We start from the raw sequence: 17,779 nt of genomic DNA, 5'->3' as shown, positions 1-17,779 counted from the left end.
AGACAACAGATACATGCATCCCAAGTACCGCGCTGACATTGATGGCCTGCGCGCCGTGGCCGTGGCCTCGGTGGTGATCTTCCACGCCTTTCCGACGCTGCTGCCCGGTGGCTTCATTGGCGTCGACATCTTCTTCGTGATCTCGGGCTTCCTGATCACGACGATCATCCTGCAGAGCCATGCAGCGGCCGATTTCAGCTACCGCGACTTCTATGCGCGGCGCATCCGTCGGATCTTTCCGGCGCTGATGCTGGTGCTGGCTGCCACGCTGGCCTTCGGCTGGTATGTGCTGCTGAGCCGCGAGTTTGCCGAGCTGGGCAAGCAGGTGGTGGGTGGTGCATCCTTCGTGGCCAATTTCGTCTTCTGGAGCGAGGCGGGTTACTTCGACACAGCCTCCGAGGCCAAGCCGCTGCTGCACCTGTGGTCGCTGGGCATCGAGGAACAGTTCTACATTTTCTGGCCGCTGTTGCTGGGCATTGCATGGCGCCGGCGCTGGCCGATCGTGCGGGTGCTCTGGGTGCTGGCGGCGGTTTCCTTTCTCGTCAATGTGCTGACGATCCATCCGTTTCGCACGGCGGCTTTCTACTCACCGGCCTCGCGCTTCTGGGAATTGATGGCGGGCGCGATCCTGGCTGGCATGCGACTGGCGCCGGCGACGACGGTGTCGAAGCCGTGGCGCAGCCATGTGCAGTCGGTGCTGGGGGTGGGGTTGATCGCACTGGGCCTCGTCGCGATCCGCAGCGACAAGGCATTCCCGGGCTGGTGGGCGTTGCTGCCCGTGCTCGGTGCAGCGAGCTGCATCGCGGCCGGGCCGGCAGGGGTGTTGAACAAGTACATCCTGTCGAACCGTGCGATGGTGTGGCTGGGGCTCATCAGCTACCCGCTCTATCTCTGGCACTGGCCGCTGCTGGCGTTCGCGCGCATCTTCGAAGGCGCGGAGCCGCCACTGGGCGTGCGTGCAGCAATGGTGGTGGCAAGCGTCGTGCTGGCGTGGTTGACCTACCGGTATGTGGAGCGCTTCGTGCGCGAACGCTCGGGTGCGGGCACGCTGCGCGTGCTCTGGCAAAGCGGTGTCGTGGTCCTCATGGCCGGCTTGGCCATCATGGCCGGAGCGCCCGCGCGCATCAACAGCGAATTGCTGCAAAAGGTGGTCGATGCTGAATCAGACCGCAATTACTACGCAGGGGTTATGCAGGCCGATCTGGGCGGATTTTCGGTCCGACAGTTCGGCAACGGCGAGCGCAAGGTGCTGCTGATCGGCGACAGCCATGTGATGCAGTACGCGCCGCGTGCCGTGGAACTGGCCCGGTCTTCACCGGATCGGATGGCGACAGTCGACTTCGCCACCTTTTTCGCCTGCCCGCTCATTCCCGGTGTGTTTGCCAGGGACGTTCCCGGCTGCGGTGAAAAAGGGCGCGAGAAGATCCTGCAATTGGCTCTCGATCCCAAGTTCGACGCGATCGTGATTGGCGGATGCTGGAACTGCTATTTCACTGGCGGCTCGCTTGTCGTCTACGAGTTTCGTGGCGAGGCAGCGACCTATACGCTGGCCGAGGGCGGGCCCGGTGTCCCGCACGCGCTGGATGCACTCGCGGCTGTCCTGAGGGGCTTGGTCGAGGGGGGGAAAAAGGTCTATCTGTTGCTGGACAATCCAAAGGGTTCGCAGTTCGATCCCAAGAGTCTGGTTGAAGGAAGTCGTTTGGGCACACTGGGCGTGACCGATGTACGAACCGCAGCCCTGCCACCCGACCAGGCCAACCTGGACGCACAGCTTCGGCGAATCGCAGTGACGAGCGGGGCGCAGGTCATCGACGTTACTTCTCATCTGTGTGAGAACGGTCAGTGTTTAAGGGCGATGTCGGACCACACGCCGATCTACACGGATGACAACCATCTGAGGGCGAGCTTCACCCAACGCTTCGCAACCTATCTCGACCCGATCTTCCTTGGCACCGACAAGGAAGCCGCATCGCGATAAGCGGTTGCCGCAGGCCTGAACAACGCACCGATGCATCCCAAGTACCGTCCCGACATCGATGGCCTGCGCGCCGTGGCCGTGGCGTCGGTGTTGGCGTACCACGCGTTTCCCGATGCATTGCCCGGTGGCTTCATCGGGGTCGACATCTTCTTCGTGATCTCGGGTTTCCTGATCACGACGATCATCATGCAGAGCCACGCGGCGGGCGACTTCAGCTACCGCGACTTCTATGCACGGCGCATCCGGCGGATCTTTCCGGCGTTGACGCTCGTACTGGCGAGCGCGCTGGCGCTGGGCTGGTATGTGCTGCTGCCAAGAGAGTTTTCCGAGCTTGGCAAGCAGGCCGCGGGCGGCATGGCCTTCGTGGCCAACTTCATCTTCTGGGGCGAATCCGGCTACTTCGACACGATCGCCGAGACCAAGCCGCTGCTGCACCTGTGGTCACTGGGCATCGAGGAGCAGTTCTATATTTTCTGGCCGCTGCTGCTCGGGTTTGCGTGGCGCATGCGCTGGCCCATCGTGCGGATGCTCTGGGTGCTGGCGGCGGTGTCGTTCGTTGCGAACGTGCTGATGGTGCATCCATACCGCGAAGCCGCTTTCTATTCGCCGGGCTCGCGCTTCTGGGAGCTGATGGTGGGCGGCATCCTGGCCTGCATGCGGCTGAAGCCGGTGCAGCCCTCGCCCTGGCGCAGCCATGCGCAGTCGGTGCTGGGCGTGGGGCTGATCGTGTACGGACTGGTGTCGATCCGTGCATACAAGGCATTTCCGGGCTGGTGGGCGTTGCTGCCGACATTGGGTGCGGTGAGCTGCATCGCGGCGGGGCCGAACGGCCTGCTCAATCGCTATGTGCTGTCGAACCGGGTGATGGTGTGGATCGGGCTCATCAGTTATCCGCTGTACCTGTGGCACTGGCCGCTGCTTGTGTATGCGCGCATCGTCGAGCAGGGCACGCCTTCGGCCGCCGTGCGCGCGGCTGCGGTGGTCGCGAGCGTGGTGCTGGCCTGGGCCACTTACCGTTTCGTCGAGCGCTACACACGGGCCAAGACGGGCGTCGGCATGCTGCGCGCGTTGCTGGGCGGCGGTGTCCTCATTGTGGTCGTCGGCTTGCTTGCCTTTGGTGGCATGTCGCCGCGCAACGGCGGCGACATGCTGCGCATGGTGTCCGATGCCACTGTGGATGGCGGCTACTACGACGATGTGCCACGGGAGAAATTGGGCTCGCGCTTCGTGAATCGCGTGGGCAACGGAAGTGGCAAGGTGGCGCTGATCGGCGACAGCCACATGCAGCAGTACGGGCCGCGAGCAGCGGAACTGGCGCGCACTTCGCCCGAGCGAATGGCGACGGCCTACTTCTCGACCTATGGCGCCTGCCCGCCCATTCCCGGGTTGATCGCTGAAGGCAATCCCGACTGCGCAAGACAGCGCGACAGGATGCTCGAACTGGCGCGCGATCCGCGAATCGACACGGTCGTGGTCGGGGCTTGCTGGAACTGCTACTTCACCGGAAATTTCCCGCTGGACTTCGAGTTTCGGGATGGCGTTTCAGCCTATCCGGTGAACAACGGCGGCCCGGGCATCGGGCGCTCGCTCGATGCGCTTCAGGTGTTGCTGACGGATCTGGTGAATCGCAAGAAGAAGGTGTACCTGCTGCTGGACAACCCGAGTGGCCCGGCCTTCGAGCCGCTGCGACTGATCGAAGGCAGCCGCCTGGGCACGATGACAGCCACGCGGAGCACGCCGACTGCGCCGCTGCCGCCTGCAGAGGCGCAGCTCAACGAGCGGCTGCGGCGCATCGCCGAGGCCAGTGGTGCGGAGGCTGTCGACGTGATCGCACAGTTGTGCAAGGCGGGCGAATGCCTGCGCGCCATGCCCGATGGCAATCCGATCTACAAGGACAAGGAGCATCTGCGGCCGTACTACACGCGGCAGAACGCGAGCTATGTGGATCGGCTGCTCCTTGGGGACGGCCATGGCGGCCCGTCTCCAGTCGGCAACCGCTAGGCTGCCGGACCGGCGCCTGTCACTGGATCTTGGGGTCGCCGAACAGTTCGTCGTCGGTCGGCGCTTCGGCCGGCATCCGGAATTCCTCGTTCGCCCAGGCGCCAAGGTCGATGCCCTTGCAACGCGCGCTGCAGAAGGGCCGGTAGGGGTTGCTGGGGGCGTAGATGCTGTCGCCGCCGCACGCGGGGCAGCGAACGATCCGCTCGGTTGTCTTGTTCACGTCGCTCATGCGCAGAGTGTCAGTTCGAAGGGGGCGTCGTCCGTGCTCTGGTGCAGCCGGTCGTCGGCTTCATGGCGCATCAGCCGCACCGACACCATGAGGCGGTTGCCACTGATTTCTGGGACCAGCCCGAGCTTGGGATCGATGCGCAGGCGCAGCAACTGGAAGCTGCGGCCCTGCGGCAGGTTCTGCTGAAATTGGCCATGGCTGGCGATCACCTTGTAGGGCACGTCGGCGTCGCGCAGCAATTTCAGCAGCAGGTAGATCGACGAGGCCAGCGGCGACAGCGTGTTGGACCAGCGTTCGAGGTCCGCACGGCGGCTGGGCGCGGCGCGATGTTGCCAGGCGTAGTAAGCGGGCAGGTCGAACTCGCAGGTGCCGCCCGGAATGCCGGCGCGGCTGCGGATGCTCATGAGCCACTCGTTCTCGGTCAGGGCCTGGCCGGCCTTGCCCGTCACGCCATTGAGCGCGGTGAAATTGCGCTCGAGCTGGCCGACCACCTGGTCGAGCACGGCTTCGGCAATCGCCGGATTGCCGCGGTAGCTGTTGAAGACGCTCTTGTGCTTGTCGAGGTCGCGCAGCACGTCGGCCTTGAGGTCGGCGCGGGCGGCGACGTCCATGATCTCGAAGATCGTGATCAGGGCGTAGTGATGGGAGAGCGGCGATTCCGAGGGCACCAGTTCGCCAAGCCGGCGAAACAGGTGCTCCAGCCTCAAGTAGGTCCGGATGCGCTCGTTGAAGGGGTATTCGTAGAGGATCACGGGCGGGTTCCTGTCGTCGAATCGAATGAGCTCACGGGTGACGCGAGGGCGGTTCGGGCAGTTTCTTGCGGACTTCGTTCAGCATCAACTCACCCAGTTCGAGCTGTCCGTGCATCGAGAGGTGAGTATCGTTCGGAAAAAAGAAGTCGCGAGTCAGCGCATGCCGCGTCTCTGCCCAGCCGAACAGGTCCGGGCCGAGGTTGGAGCCCCGGAACGCGGTAACGAAGTCTTTCGAGTGGTCGTGATCGATATAGACCGTGGTCTTGTTGGGAATCACCATCCACAGCAGCGGTGTGCGGCGGGCCGCGGTGAAGGTTTTCATGGCCTCCACGTTCGCCGCGGTGAGTTCGCCGTTGCGGATGTCTTCCGACAGGAACAGGGCCTTGTCGCACAGGCGGTTGCTGAAGAACTTGCAGCCGTCTTGAACCGGGCGCGCCATGGTCTCGGTGTTGAAGACGGTGTCGCCCGGCGTCTTGATGGCGCGCTGGGTATTGCGGTAGGTGATCAGGCCCGAGGTGAGCTGGGCGTTCCAGTTGAGGGCAAAGGCCGGCAGGTCTTCGAGCGGAGAGGAGAACGGCACGAGCTTCGCTTCATAGGGCCTAACCATGGTCGGGCACTGGGCACTGGAACGTAACCGCTCGTTGAGCAGCCGCTCGACGCTTTCGACGATGACCAGCTTGCCGCGAAAGCCGGCCTTGGCCAGCCAGTCGTCCATGTCGCCGCACAGGGCCTCGCCGAACTGGAGCCAGTAGGTGGTCGAGACGCGATAGCCCGCCTTGACCAGCGCGGACTGCCACCGGTAGGTCATGGAGAAGCTGTCTCCGATCACGACGATGTCGGCCTGGTCGAGGGGCGTGCCGCGCAGCAGCTCAGGGTCGACCTTGGGCGGTGGCGCGAGCCAGCCGAACTGGTGATCGGACAGGCGCCCGATACGAGACAGGTCGCCGTAGGGAATGGGCGTTGCCAGGGTGACGGCGAGCATCGCGGAAATGACCGCGAAGCCCACGAAAAAGGTCAGCAGCCAGACTTTGGCTGGCGTCGTGATACGGGCCATCTCAGAACTGGAAATAGAGGAACGGGCTGTAGCTGCCGAGTCGCGAGATACAGAAACCCAGCAAGACCACTGTGAAGAGCGCCATCAGGGCGGTCGAGAGCCAGGCCAGGCGAGCACGGCCGGCGAGCATCTGCACGCGCGGCACCCAGCGTTCGAGCGTGATCGTGGGTGGGAAGGCCAGGCAGATGATCAGTGCGATCAGCATGGTCTGGAAGAACTTGGGCTTGCGGAAAGGGATGGCACCCATTTCGTGGAACACCGAGACCGGCGCGCCGTGCATGCCCAGCATGCCCTTGTAGATCGCAATGGCGGCCTGCATGCTTTCGGCACGGAAGACGATCCAGGCAATGATGACGCAGAGGAAGGTGAGCAGCCAGCCCAGGAAGCGCGCCAGGCGGCCGGGCGTGGCATGAGGCCTGACCTTGGCGTTCCAGAGGTGGTTGATCATCAGGAACATGCCGTGCAGCGCGCCCCAGATCACGAAGGTCCATGCGGCGCCGTGCCAGAGGCCGCCGAGCAGCATCGTGAGGAACAGGTTCAGGTAGCGCCGTGCCGGGCCCTTGCGATTGCCGCCCAGCGGCACGTAGAGGTAATCGCGCAGAAAGGTCGACAGCGAGATGTGCCAGCGGCGCCAGAACTCGATGATGCTCGTGGACTTGTAGGGGGAGCGGAAATTCAGGGGCAACTGCACACCCAGGCACAGGGAGAGGCCGACCGCCATGTCCGAGTAGCCCGAGAAGTCGAAATAGATCTGCAGCGTATAGGCCAGCGCACCGAACCATGCGGTGTAGAGCGTGGGCTCCAGCCCCTGGTGCACGCCGTTGAACATCAGGTCGGCGTACTGCCCCATCGGGTCCGCGATCAACAGCTTCTTGGCGAGGCCGAAGGTGAAGATCGCTAGGCCCAACGCCAGCTTGTCCGGGTTGACGCGGTAGGTCGCCGGGTTGGCGAACTGCGGCATCATTTGCGCGTGATGCAGCACGGGGCCTGCGATCAGGTGCGGAAAGTAGGTCACGAACAGGACGTAGTGAATGAAGCTGCGTTCATGCACCTTGCCTTGCCAGCAATCGACCAGAAAGGCGATCTGGGTGAAGGTATAGAACGAGATGCCGATCGGCAGCACGATGTGCAGCATCGGGATCGGCGAGAGGCCGGCCGCTACAAGGCCGTCGTTCACGTTCGCGACGAAGAAGTTGGCGTACTTGAAGATCGCCAGCACGCCGAGATTGACTGCCAGCGCGATCACCAGCAGGGTTTTGCGCTTCCGATCGTCACGACCGGGCGCCGGCGACAGCCGCAAACCGAACCAGTAGTTGACGCAGATGGAGCCCAGCAGCAAGGGTAGTGCCTTGACGCTCCACCAGCCATAGAAGAAGAGCGAGGCCAGCGCAAGGAACCCGGCTGCGGCCCGGGCGTTGCGCTTGCCGATCAGAAAGAACCCGATCAGGACCAGCGGGAAGTAGACAAAAATAAAGGGATACGAGTTGAACAGCATCTCGGGGAGGGCACTTCAGCGAGTGCCTTTTTGTCGTAGTCGTTGTGCCGCCGCAAGGGGCGGCGGTCTTGGATTATCGCGTGGTGGCCGCAGACCACTGCTTCCAGAGACCCTGCACGGCGGTTTCTAGTTCCGCCAGCGTCAATGACTCATTGAAAATGACGGCATCTGCGGCAGCCCGGCGCGCCTTGCGCGGTGCTTGCTGGGCTATCACCGCCCGGACGGCGTCGGGCGCCCATTTCGAGCGTGCAACAACACGTTTCAGTTGCGTTTCTTCGGTGGCGTCGACCACCAGCACCCGGTCCACGATGGCTCGCCAGCGTCCGGATTCGACCAGCAATGGAACGTCGAACACGACGATCGCGTCGTTACCCGCCGCGATAGCCTGTCGCTGGGTTTCGGCCCCGATCAACGGATGCAGGATGGATTCGAGGCGCGCCTTGGCGCTCGCATCGGCGAACACGAGCTGGCGCATGGCGGCCCTGTCCAAGCCGCCATCCGGGGCGATGACGCTGCGGCCGAAGGCGGCCTCTAAGGCCGGCATGGCAATGCCGCCCGGTTGAGCGATGGCGCGCGCGATGGCGTCCGTGTCGACCAGCACGGCGCCCTGGGCGACCAGCAACGCGGCCACGGTGCTCTTGCCGCTGCCGATGCCACCCGTCAGGCCGATGCGCCGGACCATGTCTTGCCTTGTGTCAACGGATCAGCGCGCCGAGGGGGAACGCGAACGGAATCCACTGACGCACGAGTTCAGGCCCTGCCACAAGGCACACGAGGCCTGCGCCAGCCAGGAAAGGGCCGAAGGCGATGGGGATGTCCTTGTGCGCCAGCTTGCCGGCAAAGCGCAGCGTCAGGCCGATCACGGCGCCCACCAGCGAAGAGACGAGGATGATTGCAATGAGGTAGTCGGCCCCGAGCCAGGCGCCCAGTGCCGCGAGCAATTTGAAGTCTCCATAGCCCATGCCTTCCTTGCCCGTGACCAGGCGAAAGCCATGGTACACAAGCCAGAGGCTCAGGTAGCCGAAGACCGCACCCCAGACGGCCGAACTCAGCGAGACGCCCGTCCAGCCCATGGCTGCGCCGATAAGGCCGAGCCAGAGCAACGGGTAGTTCAGCGAGTCGGGCAGGAACTGGGTGTCGAAATCGATCAGGAACTGGCAGATCAGCAGCGCCCCGAAGGCGGCCCACAACACGCCTGAGGGCGTGAGGCCGAAGCGATAGGCGCAAAGCGCGAAGAGGGCGCCCGTGACCAGTTCGACCAGCGGATAGCGCAGGCTGATCGCGGTCTTGCAGGAAGCGCAACGACCGCGCAAGAACAGGTAACTCAGCACGGGGATGTTCTGGTACCAGCGGATCTTGTGGCCGCAGGCTCCGCAGCGCGACGCGGGACGTGTGAGGTCGAAAGGTGGCAGGCCCTCGATGGCCGTCGCGGCTTTGTCGGCCGCCGCTTCCAGCCCTTCGGGTGGCACGGCCCTCGGACCGAAGACCAGCGACCAGAGCGAGGGCGCATCCTTCAACGGCCTGAGGTTGTCGACGGCCTCGGCCAGCCAGGTCCGATACATCATCACCGGCACGCGGTAGATCACCACGTTCATGAAGCTGCCGATCAATAGCCCCAGCACACCGGCGAAAGCGGTGTCGAATTCCCGCGAAACCAGCATCAAACGACCTGGCCGAGCTTGAAGATGGGCAGGTACATCGACACCACGATGCCGCCGATGATCGTGCCGAGGAACACGATGATGATCGGCTCCATCAGGCTCGACAGGCCCGCCACCATGTCGTCGACCTCGGACTCGTAGAAGTCGGCGGCCTTGCCCAGCATGTGGTCGATGGAGCCGGATTCTTCGCCGATGGAAGTCATCTGGATCACCATGGACGGGAACAGGTTCGCGTTGGTCATGGCCGTGGTGAGGCTGGTGCCGGTCGACACTTCCTGCTGGATCTTGGTGGTGGCGTCGCCGTAGACGGTGTTGCCGGAGGCACCACCCACCGAGTCGAGGGCTTCGACCAGCGGGACGCCGGCCGCAAACATGGTGGCGAGGGTTCGGGTCCAGCGGGCAATGCAGGACTTTTCGATCAGGGTGCCGAAGATGGGGATGCGCAGCAATGCGCGATCCATGACTCGTTGCACGCGCTCATTGCGCTTCCAGGCCTGCAGAAAGAAATAGATGCCGCCTCCGATGCCGCCGAAGATCAGCCACCAGTAGGAAACGAAAAATTCGCTGATTGCCATCACGAACAACGTGGGTGCAGGCAGATCGGCTCCGAACGAGGTGAACACCTGCTTAAAGGCCGGAATCACGAAGATCATGATGATCGCCACCACCACGAAGGCCACGACAACCACCGAGGTCGGATACATCAATGCCGATTTGATCTTGGACTTAATTGCTTCGGTTTTTTCCATGTATGTGGCAAGCCGGTCCAGCAGATCTTCCAAAATGCCAGCGGCTTCACCAGCCTCCACCAGGTTGCAGTAGAGGTTGTCGAAGTACTTCGGAAACTTGCGAAAGGCCGCCGACAACGATGTGCCGGTTTCCACATCGCTGCGGATGTCGTTCAGGAGCTTGGCCACGCTGGCGTTGGCATTGCCGCGCCCTACGATGTCGAAGGACTGCATCAGGGGCACGCCGGCCTTCATCATGGTCGCCAACTGGCGCGTGAAGATCGCAATGTCCTTGGGCTTGATCGCCTTGCCCGATCGCATCCGACGCTTCTTGATCTTGGATGCGAGCACGCCCTGGCGACGCAGTGCAGCCTGCACCTGGTTTTCGCCGGCGGCCCGCAGTTCGCCACGCACCAGCTTGCCGTTGCGGTCCTTGCCTTCCCATTCGAAGACAAATTCCTTGTGGGTGACTTGGGAGCGGGAGGGTGCCACTGTTGCCATTCGATCTCCGGTGTTCAGCGTTCGTTATTCGTTGGTGCACGCCACGACTTCTTCGAGCGAAGTGAGGCCCTGCATGACTTTTCGAAGACCCGACTGGCGCAGCGAGCGCACCCCTTCGGCCTCGGACTGGTTTGCGATGTCAAGCGCGCTGCCATCGCGCAGGATGATTTCCTGGATGGCTTCGGTGATCGGCATCACCTGGTAGATGCCGACCCGGCCCTTGTAGCCGCCGCTGCATGCGGAGCAGCCAACGGGCTTGTAGGGCTTCCAGGTGCCGTCCAGGTCTTCTTCCCTGAAGCCAGCATCGAGCAGAGCCTCGCGTGGGACGTCGGCGGGCACGCGGCAGACGGTGCACAGCCGGCGCGCCAGACGCTGCGCGGTAATCAGGATCACGCTGGACGCAATGTTGAAGGGCGCGATACCCATGTTGCGCATCCGCGTGAGCGTCGTCGGCGCGTCGTTTGTGTGCAGCGTCGACAGCACCAAGTGGCCGGTTTGAGCGGCCTTGATCGAGATGTCGGCGGTTTCGAGGTCGCGGATTTCGCCTACCATGATGATGTCCGGATCCTGCCGCAGGAAGGCGCGCAACGCGGTCGCGAAGGTCAGGCCCGCGCGCTCGTTGACGTTGACCTGATTGACGCCGGGCAGGTTGATTTCCGAAGGGTCTTCCGCCGTCGCGATGTTGACGCCCGGCTGGTTGAGCAGATTCAGGCAGGTGTAGAGCGACACGGTCTTGCCCGAACCGGTGGGACCGGTCACGAGCACCATGCCGTAGGGGCGGCCGATGGCGCGAAGAAGGCGTTCCTTCTCGTCCGCGTCGTAGCCGAGGGCATCGATGCCCAAGCGTGCACTGCTCGGGTCAAGAATACGAACGACGATCTTTTCGCCGAACAGCGTGGGCAAGGTGCTCACGCGAAAGTCGATCACGCGATCGGGCCCGATCTTGAGCTTCATGCGACCGTCTTGCGGCACGCGCTTTTCGGAGATGTCCAGCCGGGAAATGACCTTGATCCGCGAAGCGAGCTTGTCCTTGATGACCGTTGGCGGGCTTGCGATCTCGCGCAGCTCGCCGTCGACGCGAAAGCGCACGCGGTAGTGATGCTCGTAGGGCTCGAAGTGGATGTCCGAAGCCCGCATGCCGACGGCATCGAGCAGCATCTTGTGGAGGAAGCGAACGACCGGCGCGTCCTCGACCTCGGCGATGGCCTGCTCGTTGGCGTCACCCGAGGTGTCGGCGGATACATCGTCGAACTCGAACTCGCTGCCGACGATGCTGTTGATCGTTTCTGCCGCGCTGACGGCGGCGGCTTCGATCATCCGAGAGAGCTTGTCGTACTCGGCGATGACCCAGTCCACGCCCATCTGGGAGGCGAACTTGATCTTTTCTGCCGCTTGTTGATCCGACGGATCCGCTGTCGCAACGATCAGACGGTTGTTGCGTTTGCTGAGAACGACGATGCGGTACGCGTGACACAGCTTCGGATCGAGCAGGTCCTTGGGCAGGCGCTGGTGATCAATGGCATCCAGGTCGAGCAGCGGGGCACCGAAGGCGCTCGAGAGGGTATGAGCCAGATCGGCCGCCGACACGGCACCGGTGCCGGTCAGCTCGGCAATAAAGCTGGTGCGGCCGCTCAGCGACTTCTGGTAGATGTCTTCTGCGATCTTGGCGGGGAGCTTGCCAGCCGAAACCAGGGCGCGCGCAAGCCCCGGGAGGGCGATCTGCGTAGGTTCTTTAACAGGAAGTTCGGCAGCGGCCATTCAGCGAATGCAAGAGATGTGAAAAAGTGCTTCACGATCATCGCTGAACACACCTGTGCTGTAAATCGCTACACAGCAACAGGCATGGGCATATATTTGTTCCAGCCAAAGGCTGGTCGGGGTGAGAGGATTCGAACCTCCGGCCTCTACGTCCCGAACGTAGCGCTCTACCAGGCTAAGCTACACCCCGATGGTTGCAAAAAAAGAAATCGTCCTAGATGCCAACTCTGGTGAGGTGTTCAGGCACGTCGCTCAAGCAACTGAGCCGCCAATTGTAGCAAACCGGAAGCGTGCGAATTGGGTGCAAAGCCACTGAGTGCGTGAATTGCACGTTGCGCTTCGGCGGCGGCGGCGGCCCGGGACGCATCCAAGGCGCCGGTTTCGCGAACAATTTCAACGACTTTCCCCAGCTGCGCGGTGTCGCCAGCCTCGATGGCTGCGCGTACCAGGGCGCTCTGGGCCGACGTGCCGCGCTGCATGGCAAAGATCAGTGGCAGCGTGGTTTTGCCTTCGCGCAGGTCGTCGCCTACGTTCTTTCCTGTTTCATGGGCATCGCCGGCGTAGTCGAGCACATCGTCGATGACCTGAAAGGCTGTTCCGAGTGCTTGTCCATAGGTGGCGCAGGCTTCTTCGACCTCTGGCGCGGCGCCTGCCAGTACGGCGGCGAGTCGCGTGCTGGCCTCGAAGAGCTTGGCGGTCTTCGAGCGGATGACGCGCAGGTACGCAGCCTCGTCCAGCGAGGCGTCGTGCATGTTCATCAGCTGAAGCACCTCGCCTTCCGCGATCACATTGGTCGCTTCGGCAAGGATCTGCATGATGCGCATGTTGTTGGCATCCAACATCATCTGGAATGCGCGCGAGTACAGAAAGTCTCCAACCAGCACGCTGGCCGGATTGCCGAAAGATTCATTGGCGGTCGCGCGGCCGCGCCGCAGGGTCGATTCGTCGACCACGTCGTCGTGCAGCAAGGTGGCTGTGTGGATGAACTCCACGACGGCCGCCAGGTTGAAGCGCTGCTCGCCTGTGTAGCCCAGCGCGCCGGACATCAACAGCAAAAGCGCGGGCCGCAGGCGTTTGCCGCCTGCAGAGATGATGTACCTGGAAACTTGGCTGACCAGCGGCACGCCCGTGTCGAGGCGACGGGCAATCACGCGGTCGACTTCGACCATGTCGCCGGCAATCAGGTCCAGCACGGTGGCGGTGGGGGAGGTGTCGGCGGCTGGAACTGGCAAAGCGGAGGCGCGGGGCGCTGCTGAGAAGGAAGGCGGCCCAAGGGCCGGAAGGCCCAAATTATAGGGAGCCGCCGTCGGTTGCTGCGCGCGGGCGGGGCTTGAATGGCCAGGGCAGCCAAACCGCGCTATAATCTTGGGCTCTGCGGAATTCGCTGCGGAGACTCATTTCTAAGAGGTTTACATGTACGCGGTCATAAAAACCGGCGGCAAGCAGTATCGCGTTGCTTCCGGCGAAAAAATTAAAGTAGAACAGATTGCTGCGGACGTAGGCCAGGAAATCGTGATCGACCAGGTTCTGGCCGTCGGAAACGGCGCTGAAATCAAGGTTGGCACGCCCCTGGTGTCCGGCGCAACGGTGACAGTCACGGTGCTGTCGCATGGCTTGCACGACAAAGTGCACATCTTCAAGATGCGCCGTCGCAAGCACTATCAGAAACGTCAAGGCCATCGCCAGCAGTTCACCGAACTGCAAATTGGCGCGATCGCCGGCTAAGGAGCACATTCCATGGCACAGAAAAAAGGCGGCGGCTCAACGCGAAATGGGCGCGATTCCAAGCCCAAGATGCTCGGCGTGAAAGCGTTCGGCGGCGAACTGATCAGCGCAGGCTCGATCATCGTGCGTCAGCGCGGCACCCAGTTCCACCCCGGCGTGAATGTCGGCGTGGGCAAGGACCACACGCTGTTTGCCCTGGTCGACGGCCACGTGTCGTTCGGTCACAAGGGTGCGCTCAACAAGCACATGGTCAACGTGACCCCCGCGGCGTAAGCCTCGCGTCACTTCGATCAGCCCGAGGCCCCGCATTGCCGGGGCTTCTTCATTTGTAAATTGGACATCCCATGAAGTTCGTCGACGAAGCCTTCATCGACATCGCCGCCGGCGATGGCGGCAACGGCTGCGTGTCGTTCCGTCATGAGAAGTACAAGGAGTTCGGCGGCCCCAACGGCGGCGACGGCGGCCGCGGCGGCCACGTCTACGCAGTGGCCGACTCGAACCTCAACACGCTGGTGGACTTTCGCTACTCGCGCCGGCATGAAGCCAAGCGCGGCGAGCATGGCATGGGTTCCGACATGTTCGGGGCCGCTGGCTCCGACATCACACTCAGGATGCCGGTCGGCACCATCATCTCCGACGCCGAAACGGGCGAGGTGCTGTACGAATTGCTGACGGAGGGCGAGGTTGTCACCATCGCCAAGGGCGGCGACGGTGGTTTCGGCAACATGCGCTTCAAGAGCGCCATCAATCGCGCGCCGCGTCAGAAAACCCCCGGCTGGCCGGGCGACAAGAAGAGCCTCAAGCTCGAACTCAAGGTGCTGGCCGATGTGGGCCTGCTGGGCATGCCCAACGCGGGCAAGTCGACCCTGATCAGCGCGATCTCGAATGCCCGCCCGCGCATTGCGGACTACCCCTTCACCACGCTGCACCCCAATCTGGGTGTTGTGCGCGTCGGCCCCGAGCAGAGCTTCGTGGTGGCCGACCTGCCTGGGCTGATCGAAGGTGCCTCCGATGGCGCCGGCCTCGGTCATCTCTTCCTTCGCCATCTGCAGCGCACGCGCTTGCTGCTGCATGTGATCGACATGGCGCCGTTCGACGACGCAGTCGATCCGGTCGCGCAGGCCAAGGCCATCGTGGGCGAACTGAAGAAATACGATGCCGCGCTCTACGACAAGCCGCGCTGGCTCGTGCTCAACAAGCTGGACATGGTGCCCGCCGAGGAGCGCGCTGCGCGCGTCAAGGACTTTGTGAAGCGCCTGCGCTTCAAGGGGCCGGTCTTCGAGATCTCGGCGCTCACGCGCGAAGGCTGCGAGCATCTGGTGCAGGCTGTCTATCAGCAGGTCAAGGCGCAGCAGGTGGCCGAACAGGAGCCGGTTGAAATCGACCCGCGCTTCGTCGAGCTGCCACCCGATCCGTCCTGATCGCGGCGTGGCATCGATTTCGATGCTACTCAATTCATAGCTAGAAACGACCCATTCACGCCCGCTACAGCCGAAAATGACCTCGAACTCCGGATCCACTGCCTTGCGGGATGCCCGCCGTATCGTCGTCAAGGTGGGCTCCAGCCTCGTGACCAACGAGGGGCGCGGTCTGGATGAAGCCGCCATCGGTGAATGGTGCCGGCAGCTTGCAGAGCTGGTGCGCGACGGGCGCGAGGTCGTGATGGTGTCGAGCGGGGCGATTGCCGAGGGCATGAAGCGCCTCGGCTGGCGCACCCGGCCGCACGAAATCCATGAACTCCAGGCCGCGGCGGCCGTCGGGCAGATGGGCTTGGCCCAGATGTACGAGACCAAGCTGCGCGAGAACCAGATCGGCAGCGCCCAGGTGCTGCTGACCCACGCCGATCTGGCCGACCGCGAGCGCTACCTCAACGCACGCTCGACGCTCGTCACGCTGCTTCGGCTGGGCGTGGTGCCGGTCATCAACGAGAACGACACGGTCGTCAACGACGAGATCAAGTTCGGTGACAACGACACGCTGGGCGCGCTTGTGGCCAACCTCGTCGAGGCCGATGCGCTCGTCATCCTGACGGACCAGAAGGGCCTGTACACCGCCGACCCGCGCAAGGATCCGCAGGCGAAGTTCGTGCACGAAGCCGCTGCTGGCGACCCGGCGCTTGAAGCGATGGCGGGTGGCGCCGGTTCCAGCATCGGTCGCGGCGGCATGATCACCAAGATTCTCGCGGCCAAGCGCGCGGCCGGATCGGGTGCATCCACCGTGATCGCCTGGGGGCGTGAGTCCGATGCCCTGCTGCGCTTGACGCGTGGCGAATCCATCGGAACGCTGCTGGTCGCGCAGACTGCCAAGCACCAGGCGCGCAAGCGCTGGATGGCTGATCACCTGCAACTGCGTGGCTCGGTCATCGTCGATGCTGGGGCGGCAGCCAAGGTGCGGGCCGAAGGCAAAAGCCTGCTGCCGATCGGCATGACCAGCGTGTCTGGCGAGTTTTCGCGCGGCGACGTGATTGCTGTGCGGGATGTCGATGGCGTCGAACTCGCGCGCGGGCTGGCCAACTACTCCAGCGTGGAAGCGCGCCTGCTGTGCCGCAAGCCCTCGGTTGAATTCGAGCGCCTGCTGGGCTACGCGGCGGAGCCGGAGATGGTGCACCGCGACAACATGGTGCTGATGCCGGCGGGCTGAAAAGACGCTGAAATTGAATGCGGGGCCGGGCATGCCCCGCCATGTCGCTACTGCAGTTTGCGGACCGGATCGCGGAGATTGGCGACGATGTCCTTCACCGAGTCACGCGGCGCATCGCCACGGCACAGGCCCTGTATTGCCAGCTGCCGCGAGTAACCCGAATTCAAGTCCCGGAAGCTCTTCCACTCGGGTTTTTTCACTTCTTCCCAGGCGCCATTGTTGAAGCGCGCATAGCTCTTCATTTCGGCGGTCGAGCAGCGCACGGCCTCGTAGTAGGCGTTGATCGAGCCGTTGGGGTTGTGGGCGTTGCTCGCCACGACCACGTAGCGCACAACACCATCGTGAGTGATCGTGATGGTGGCCGGATCAACGCCGAACTTCAGCGTCATGTAGGGAGGCATCGCGATCGGTTCGAGGCGCTTCACATCGAACTTCGGCGGTGGTGGCGCCTCGCTTTCCTTCCATTCGCCATCCATGTTCGTGACCTTGGGCGGCAGCGGCATGCCACCCTGGGCCCAGTCGGGATTGTCGGTGTTGTAGCCCTTCGAGCTGCACGCGGCAATGAGCGCGCACAGGCCGACGAGGATCAGCGCGCGTTCAACGCGGCGCATGGTACGGCCCCGTTGGAGGGAAGGGGGTGTCGTTCGCGAGTTTGGCATTGGGGTCCGGGTCGAAGCTTGCGCCCGGAGGCAGCTCGAAATTGGGTTCATGGCCCGGCGCAGCAGGATGGCGCTCGAACTCTCGGGCGCGCACATTGCTGCGCAGGAAGCGATTGCGAAAATCCTGCCGCGGCAGGTAGCGAGCAAGCTCGGTCAGCGCCATCTCGTAGACGCCGCGCTTGAACTCGACGACGACTTCAAGCGGCACCCAGTAGTCGTGCCAGCGCCATGCGTCGAATTCGGGATGATCGGTGGCACGCAGGTTGAGATCCCAGTCGTGGCCGACGAGTTGCAGCAAATACCAGATTTGTTTCTGGCCCTTGTAGTGGCCCCGTGCGTCACGGCGGATGAACCGATCCGGCACCTCGTAGCGCAACCAGTCGCGGGTACGGGCCACGATGCGCACATGCTCCGGATGGAGCCCCACTTCCTCATGCAGTTCCCGGAACATGGCTTGTTCGGGACTTTCGCCGCGATCGATGCCGCCTTGCGGAAACTGCCAGGAATGTGTGCGTATGCGTTTGCCCCAGAAAACCTGGTTTCTCTGGTTGAGCAGGATGATGCCGACGTTGGGCCTGAAGCCGTCCCGGTCGAGCAT

The 17,779-nt window shown here is 63.3% G+C and carries 17 protein-coding genes and 1 tRNA gene; 6 read left to right on the top strand and 12 right to left on the bottom strand.

Annotation, left to right across the window (positions count from 1 at the left end; translation table 11 throughout):
• Window positions 1–13 precede the first annotated feature (13 nt).
• Both ACSFB7_RS27945 and ACSFB7_RS27940 read left to right on the top strand, forming a co-directional pair.
• Complete coding sequence (locus ACSFB7_RS27945; RefSeq protein WP_435475575.1) at window positions 14–1,978, top strand: acyltransferase family protein; 1,965 nt, start codon at window positions 14–16, stop codon at window positions 1,976–1,978.
• 30 nt (window positions 1,979–2,008) lie between these two features.
• Window positions 2,009–3,979: an acyltransferase family protein gene (locus ACSFB7_RS27940; protein WP_435475574.1), complete on the top strand. Its 1,971-nt coding sequence runs from the start codon at window positions 2,009–2,011 to the stop codon at window positions 3,977–3,979.
• Between the two features lie 19 nt (window positions 3,980–3,998).
• Here the strand turns inward: ACSFB7_RS27940 and ACSFB7_RS27935 are convergent, their stop codons facing one another.
• The 10 genes from ACSFB7_RS27935 to ACSFB7_RS27890 all read right to left on the bottom strand — a co-directional run bounded on the left by ACSFB7_RS27935 (window position 3,999) and on the right by ACSFB7_RS27890 (window position 13,389).
• Window positions 3,999–4,208 (bottom strand): DNA gyrase inhibitor YacG, encoded by a 210-nt coding sequence (locus ACSFB7_RS27935; protein ID WP_435475573.1) that lies wholly within the window; start codon window positions 4,206–4,208, stop codon window positions 3,999–4,001.
• The gene (gene zapD, locus ACSFB7_RS27930; protein WP_435475572.1) at window positions 4,205–4,960 is read right to left on the bottom strand and encodes a cell division protein ZapD; all 756 of its coding nucleotides are present in this window, start codon (window positions 4,958–4,960) and stop codon (window positions 4,205–4,207) included. Before zapD ends, ACSFB7_RS27935 begins: the two co-directional genes overlap by 4 nt.
• 31 nt (window positions 4,961–4,991) lie before the next feature.
• Window positions 4,992–6,014: an alginate O-acetyltransferase AlgX-related protein gene (locus ACSFB7_RS27925; protein ID WP_435475571.1), complete on the bottom strand. Its 1,023-nt coding sequence runs from the start codon at window positions 6,012–6,014 to the stop codon at window positions 4,992–4,994.
• 1 nt (window position 6,015) lies between these two features.
• Window positions 6,016–7,509 (bottom strand): MBOAT family O-acyltransferase, encoded by a 1,494-nt coding sequence (locus ACSFB7_RS27920; protein WP_435475570.1) that lies wholly within the window; start codon window positions 7,507–7,509, stop codon window positions 6,016–6,018.
• 73 nt (window positions 7,510–7,582) lie between these two features.
• On the bottom strand, window positions 7,583–8,191 hold the full coding sequence (gene coaE, locus ACSFB7_RS27915; RefSeq protein WP_435475569.1) for a dephospho-CoA kinase: 609 nt from the start codon (window positions 8,189–8,191) through the stop codon (window positions 7,583–7,585).
• A gap of 13 nt (window positions 8,192–8,204) precedes the next feature.
• On the bottom strand, window positions 8,205–9,170 hold the full coding sequence (locus tag ACSFB7_RS27910) for a prepilin peptidase (protein WP_435475568.1): 966 nt from the start codon (window positions 9,168–9,170) through the stop codon (window positions 8,205–8,207).
• A complete protein-coding gene (locus ACSFB7_RS27905; RefSeq protein WP_435475567.1) occupies window positions 9,170–10,399 on the bottom strand; it encodes a type II secretion system F family protein in 1,230 nt (409 codons plus the stop codon). Before ACSFB7_RS27905 ends, ACSFB7_RS27910 begins: the two co-directional genes overlap by 1 nt.
• Window positions 10,400–10,423: 24 nt before the next feature.
• Window positions 10,424–12,157 (bottom strand): type IV-A pilus assembly ATPase PilB, encoded by a 1,734-nt coding sequence (pilB, locus tag ACSFB7_RS27900; protein WP_435475566.1) that lies wholly within the window; start codon window positions 12,155–12,157, stop codon window positions 10,424–10,426.
• A gap of 113 nt (window positions 12,158–12,270) precedes the next feature.
• Window positions 12,271–12,347, bottom strand: a tRNA-Pro gene (locus ACSFB7_RS27895).
• A 49-nt stretch (window positions 12,348–12,396) separates the two neighbouring features.
• A complete protein-coding gene (locus ACSFB7_RS27890) occupies window positions 12,397–13,389 on the bottom strand; it encodes a polyprenyl synthetase family protein (RefSeq protein WP_435475565.1) in 993 nt (330 codons plus the stop codon).
• 181 nt (window positions 13,390–13,570) lie between these two features.
• Between ACSFB7_RS27890 and rplU the strand changes: the two genes are divergently transcribed.
• The 4 genes from rplU to proB all read left to right on the top strand — a co-directional run bounded on the left by rplU (window position 13,571) and on the right by proB (window position 16,522).
• On the top strand, window positions 13,571–13,882 hold the full coding sequence (gene rplU, locus ACSFB7_RS27885; protein ID WP_187111866.1) for a 50S ribosomal protein L21: 312 nt from the start codon (window positions 13,571–13,573) through the stop codon (window positions 13,880–13,882).
• 12 nt (window positions 13,883–13,894) lie between these two features.
• Complete coding sequence (gene rpmA / locus ACSFB7_RS27880) at window positions 13,895–14,155, top strand: 50S ribosomal protein L27 (protein ID WP_013543198.1); 261 nt, start codon at window positions 13,895–13,897, stop codon at window positions 14,153–14,155.
• Between the two features lie 71 nt (window positions 14,156–14,226).
• Window positions 14,227–15,303 (top strand): Obg family GTPase CgtA, encoded by a 1,077-nt coding sequence (gene cgtA, locus ACSFB7_RS27875; RefSeq protein ID WP_435475564.1) that lies wholly within the window; start codon window positions 14,227–14,229, stop codon window positions 15,301–15,303.
• A gap of 76 nt (window positions 15,304–15,379) precedes the next feature.
• Complete coding sequence (gene proB / locus ACSFB7_RS27870) at window positions 15,380–16,522, top strand: glutamate 5-kinase (RefSeq protein WP_435475563.1); 1,143 nt, start codon at window positions 15,380–15,382, stop codon at window positions 16,520–16,522.
• A 47-nt stretch (window positions 16,523–16,569) separates the two neighbouring features.
• Here proB and ACSFB7_RS27865 read toward each other — a convergent pair whose 3' ends face one another.
• On the bottom strand, window positions 16,570–17,133 hold the full coding sequence (locus ACSFB7_RS27865) for a CNP1-like family protein (RefSeq protein WP_435475562.1): 564 nt from the start codon (window positions 17,131–17,133) through the stop codon (window positions 16,570–16,572).
• Complete coding sequence (locus ACSFB7_RS27860) at window positions 17,120–17,779, bottom strand: RNA pyrophosphohydrolase (RefSeq protein ID WP_435475700.1); 660 nt, start codon at window positions 17,777–17,779, stop codon at window positions 17,120–17,122. Before ACSFB7_RS27860 ends, ACSFB7_RS27865 begins: the two co-directional genes overlap by 14 nt.

The sequence above is a fragment of the Variovorax raffinosi genome, from assembly GCF_051216615.1.
In the GTDB taxonomy this organism is placed as follows: domain Bacteria; phylum Pseudomonadota; class Gammaproteobacteria; order Burkholderiales; family Burkholderiaceae_C; genus Variovorax.
The sequence above is the reverse complement of the archived record's forward strand: the minus strand, read 5'-3'. Positions and strand labels throughout refer to the sequence as shown.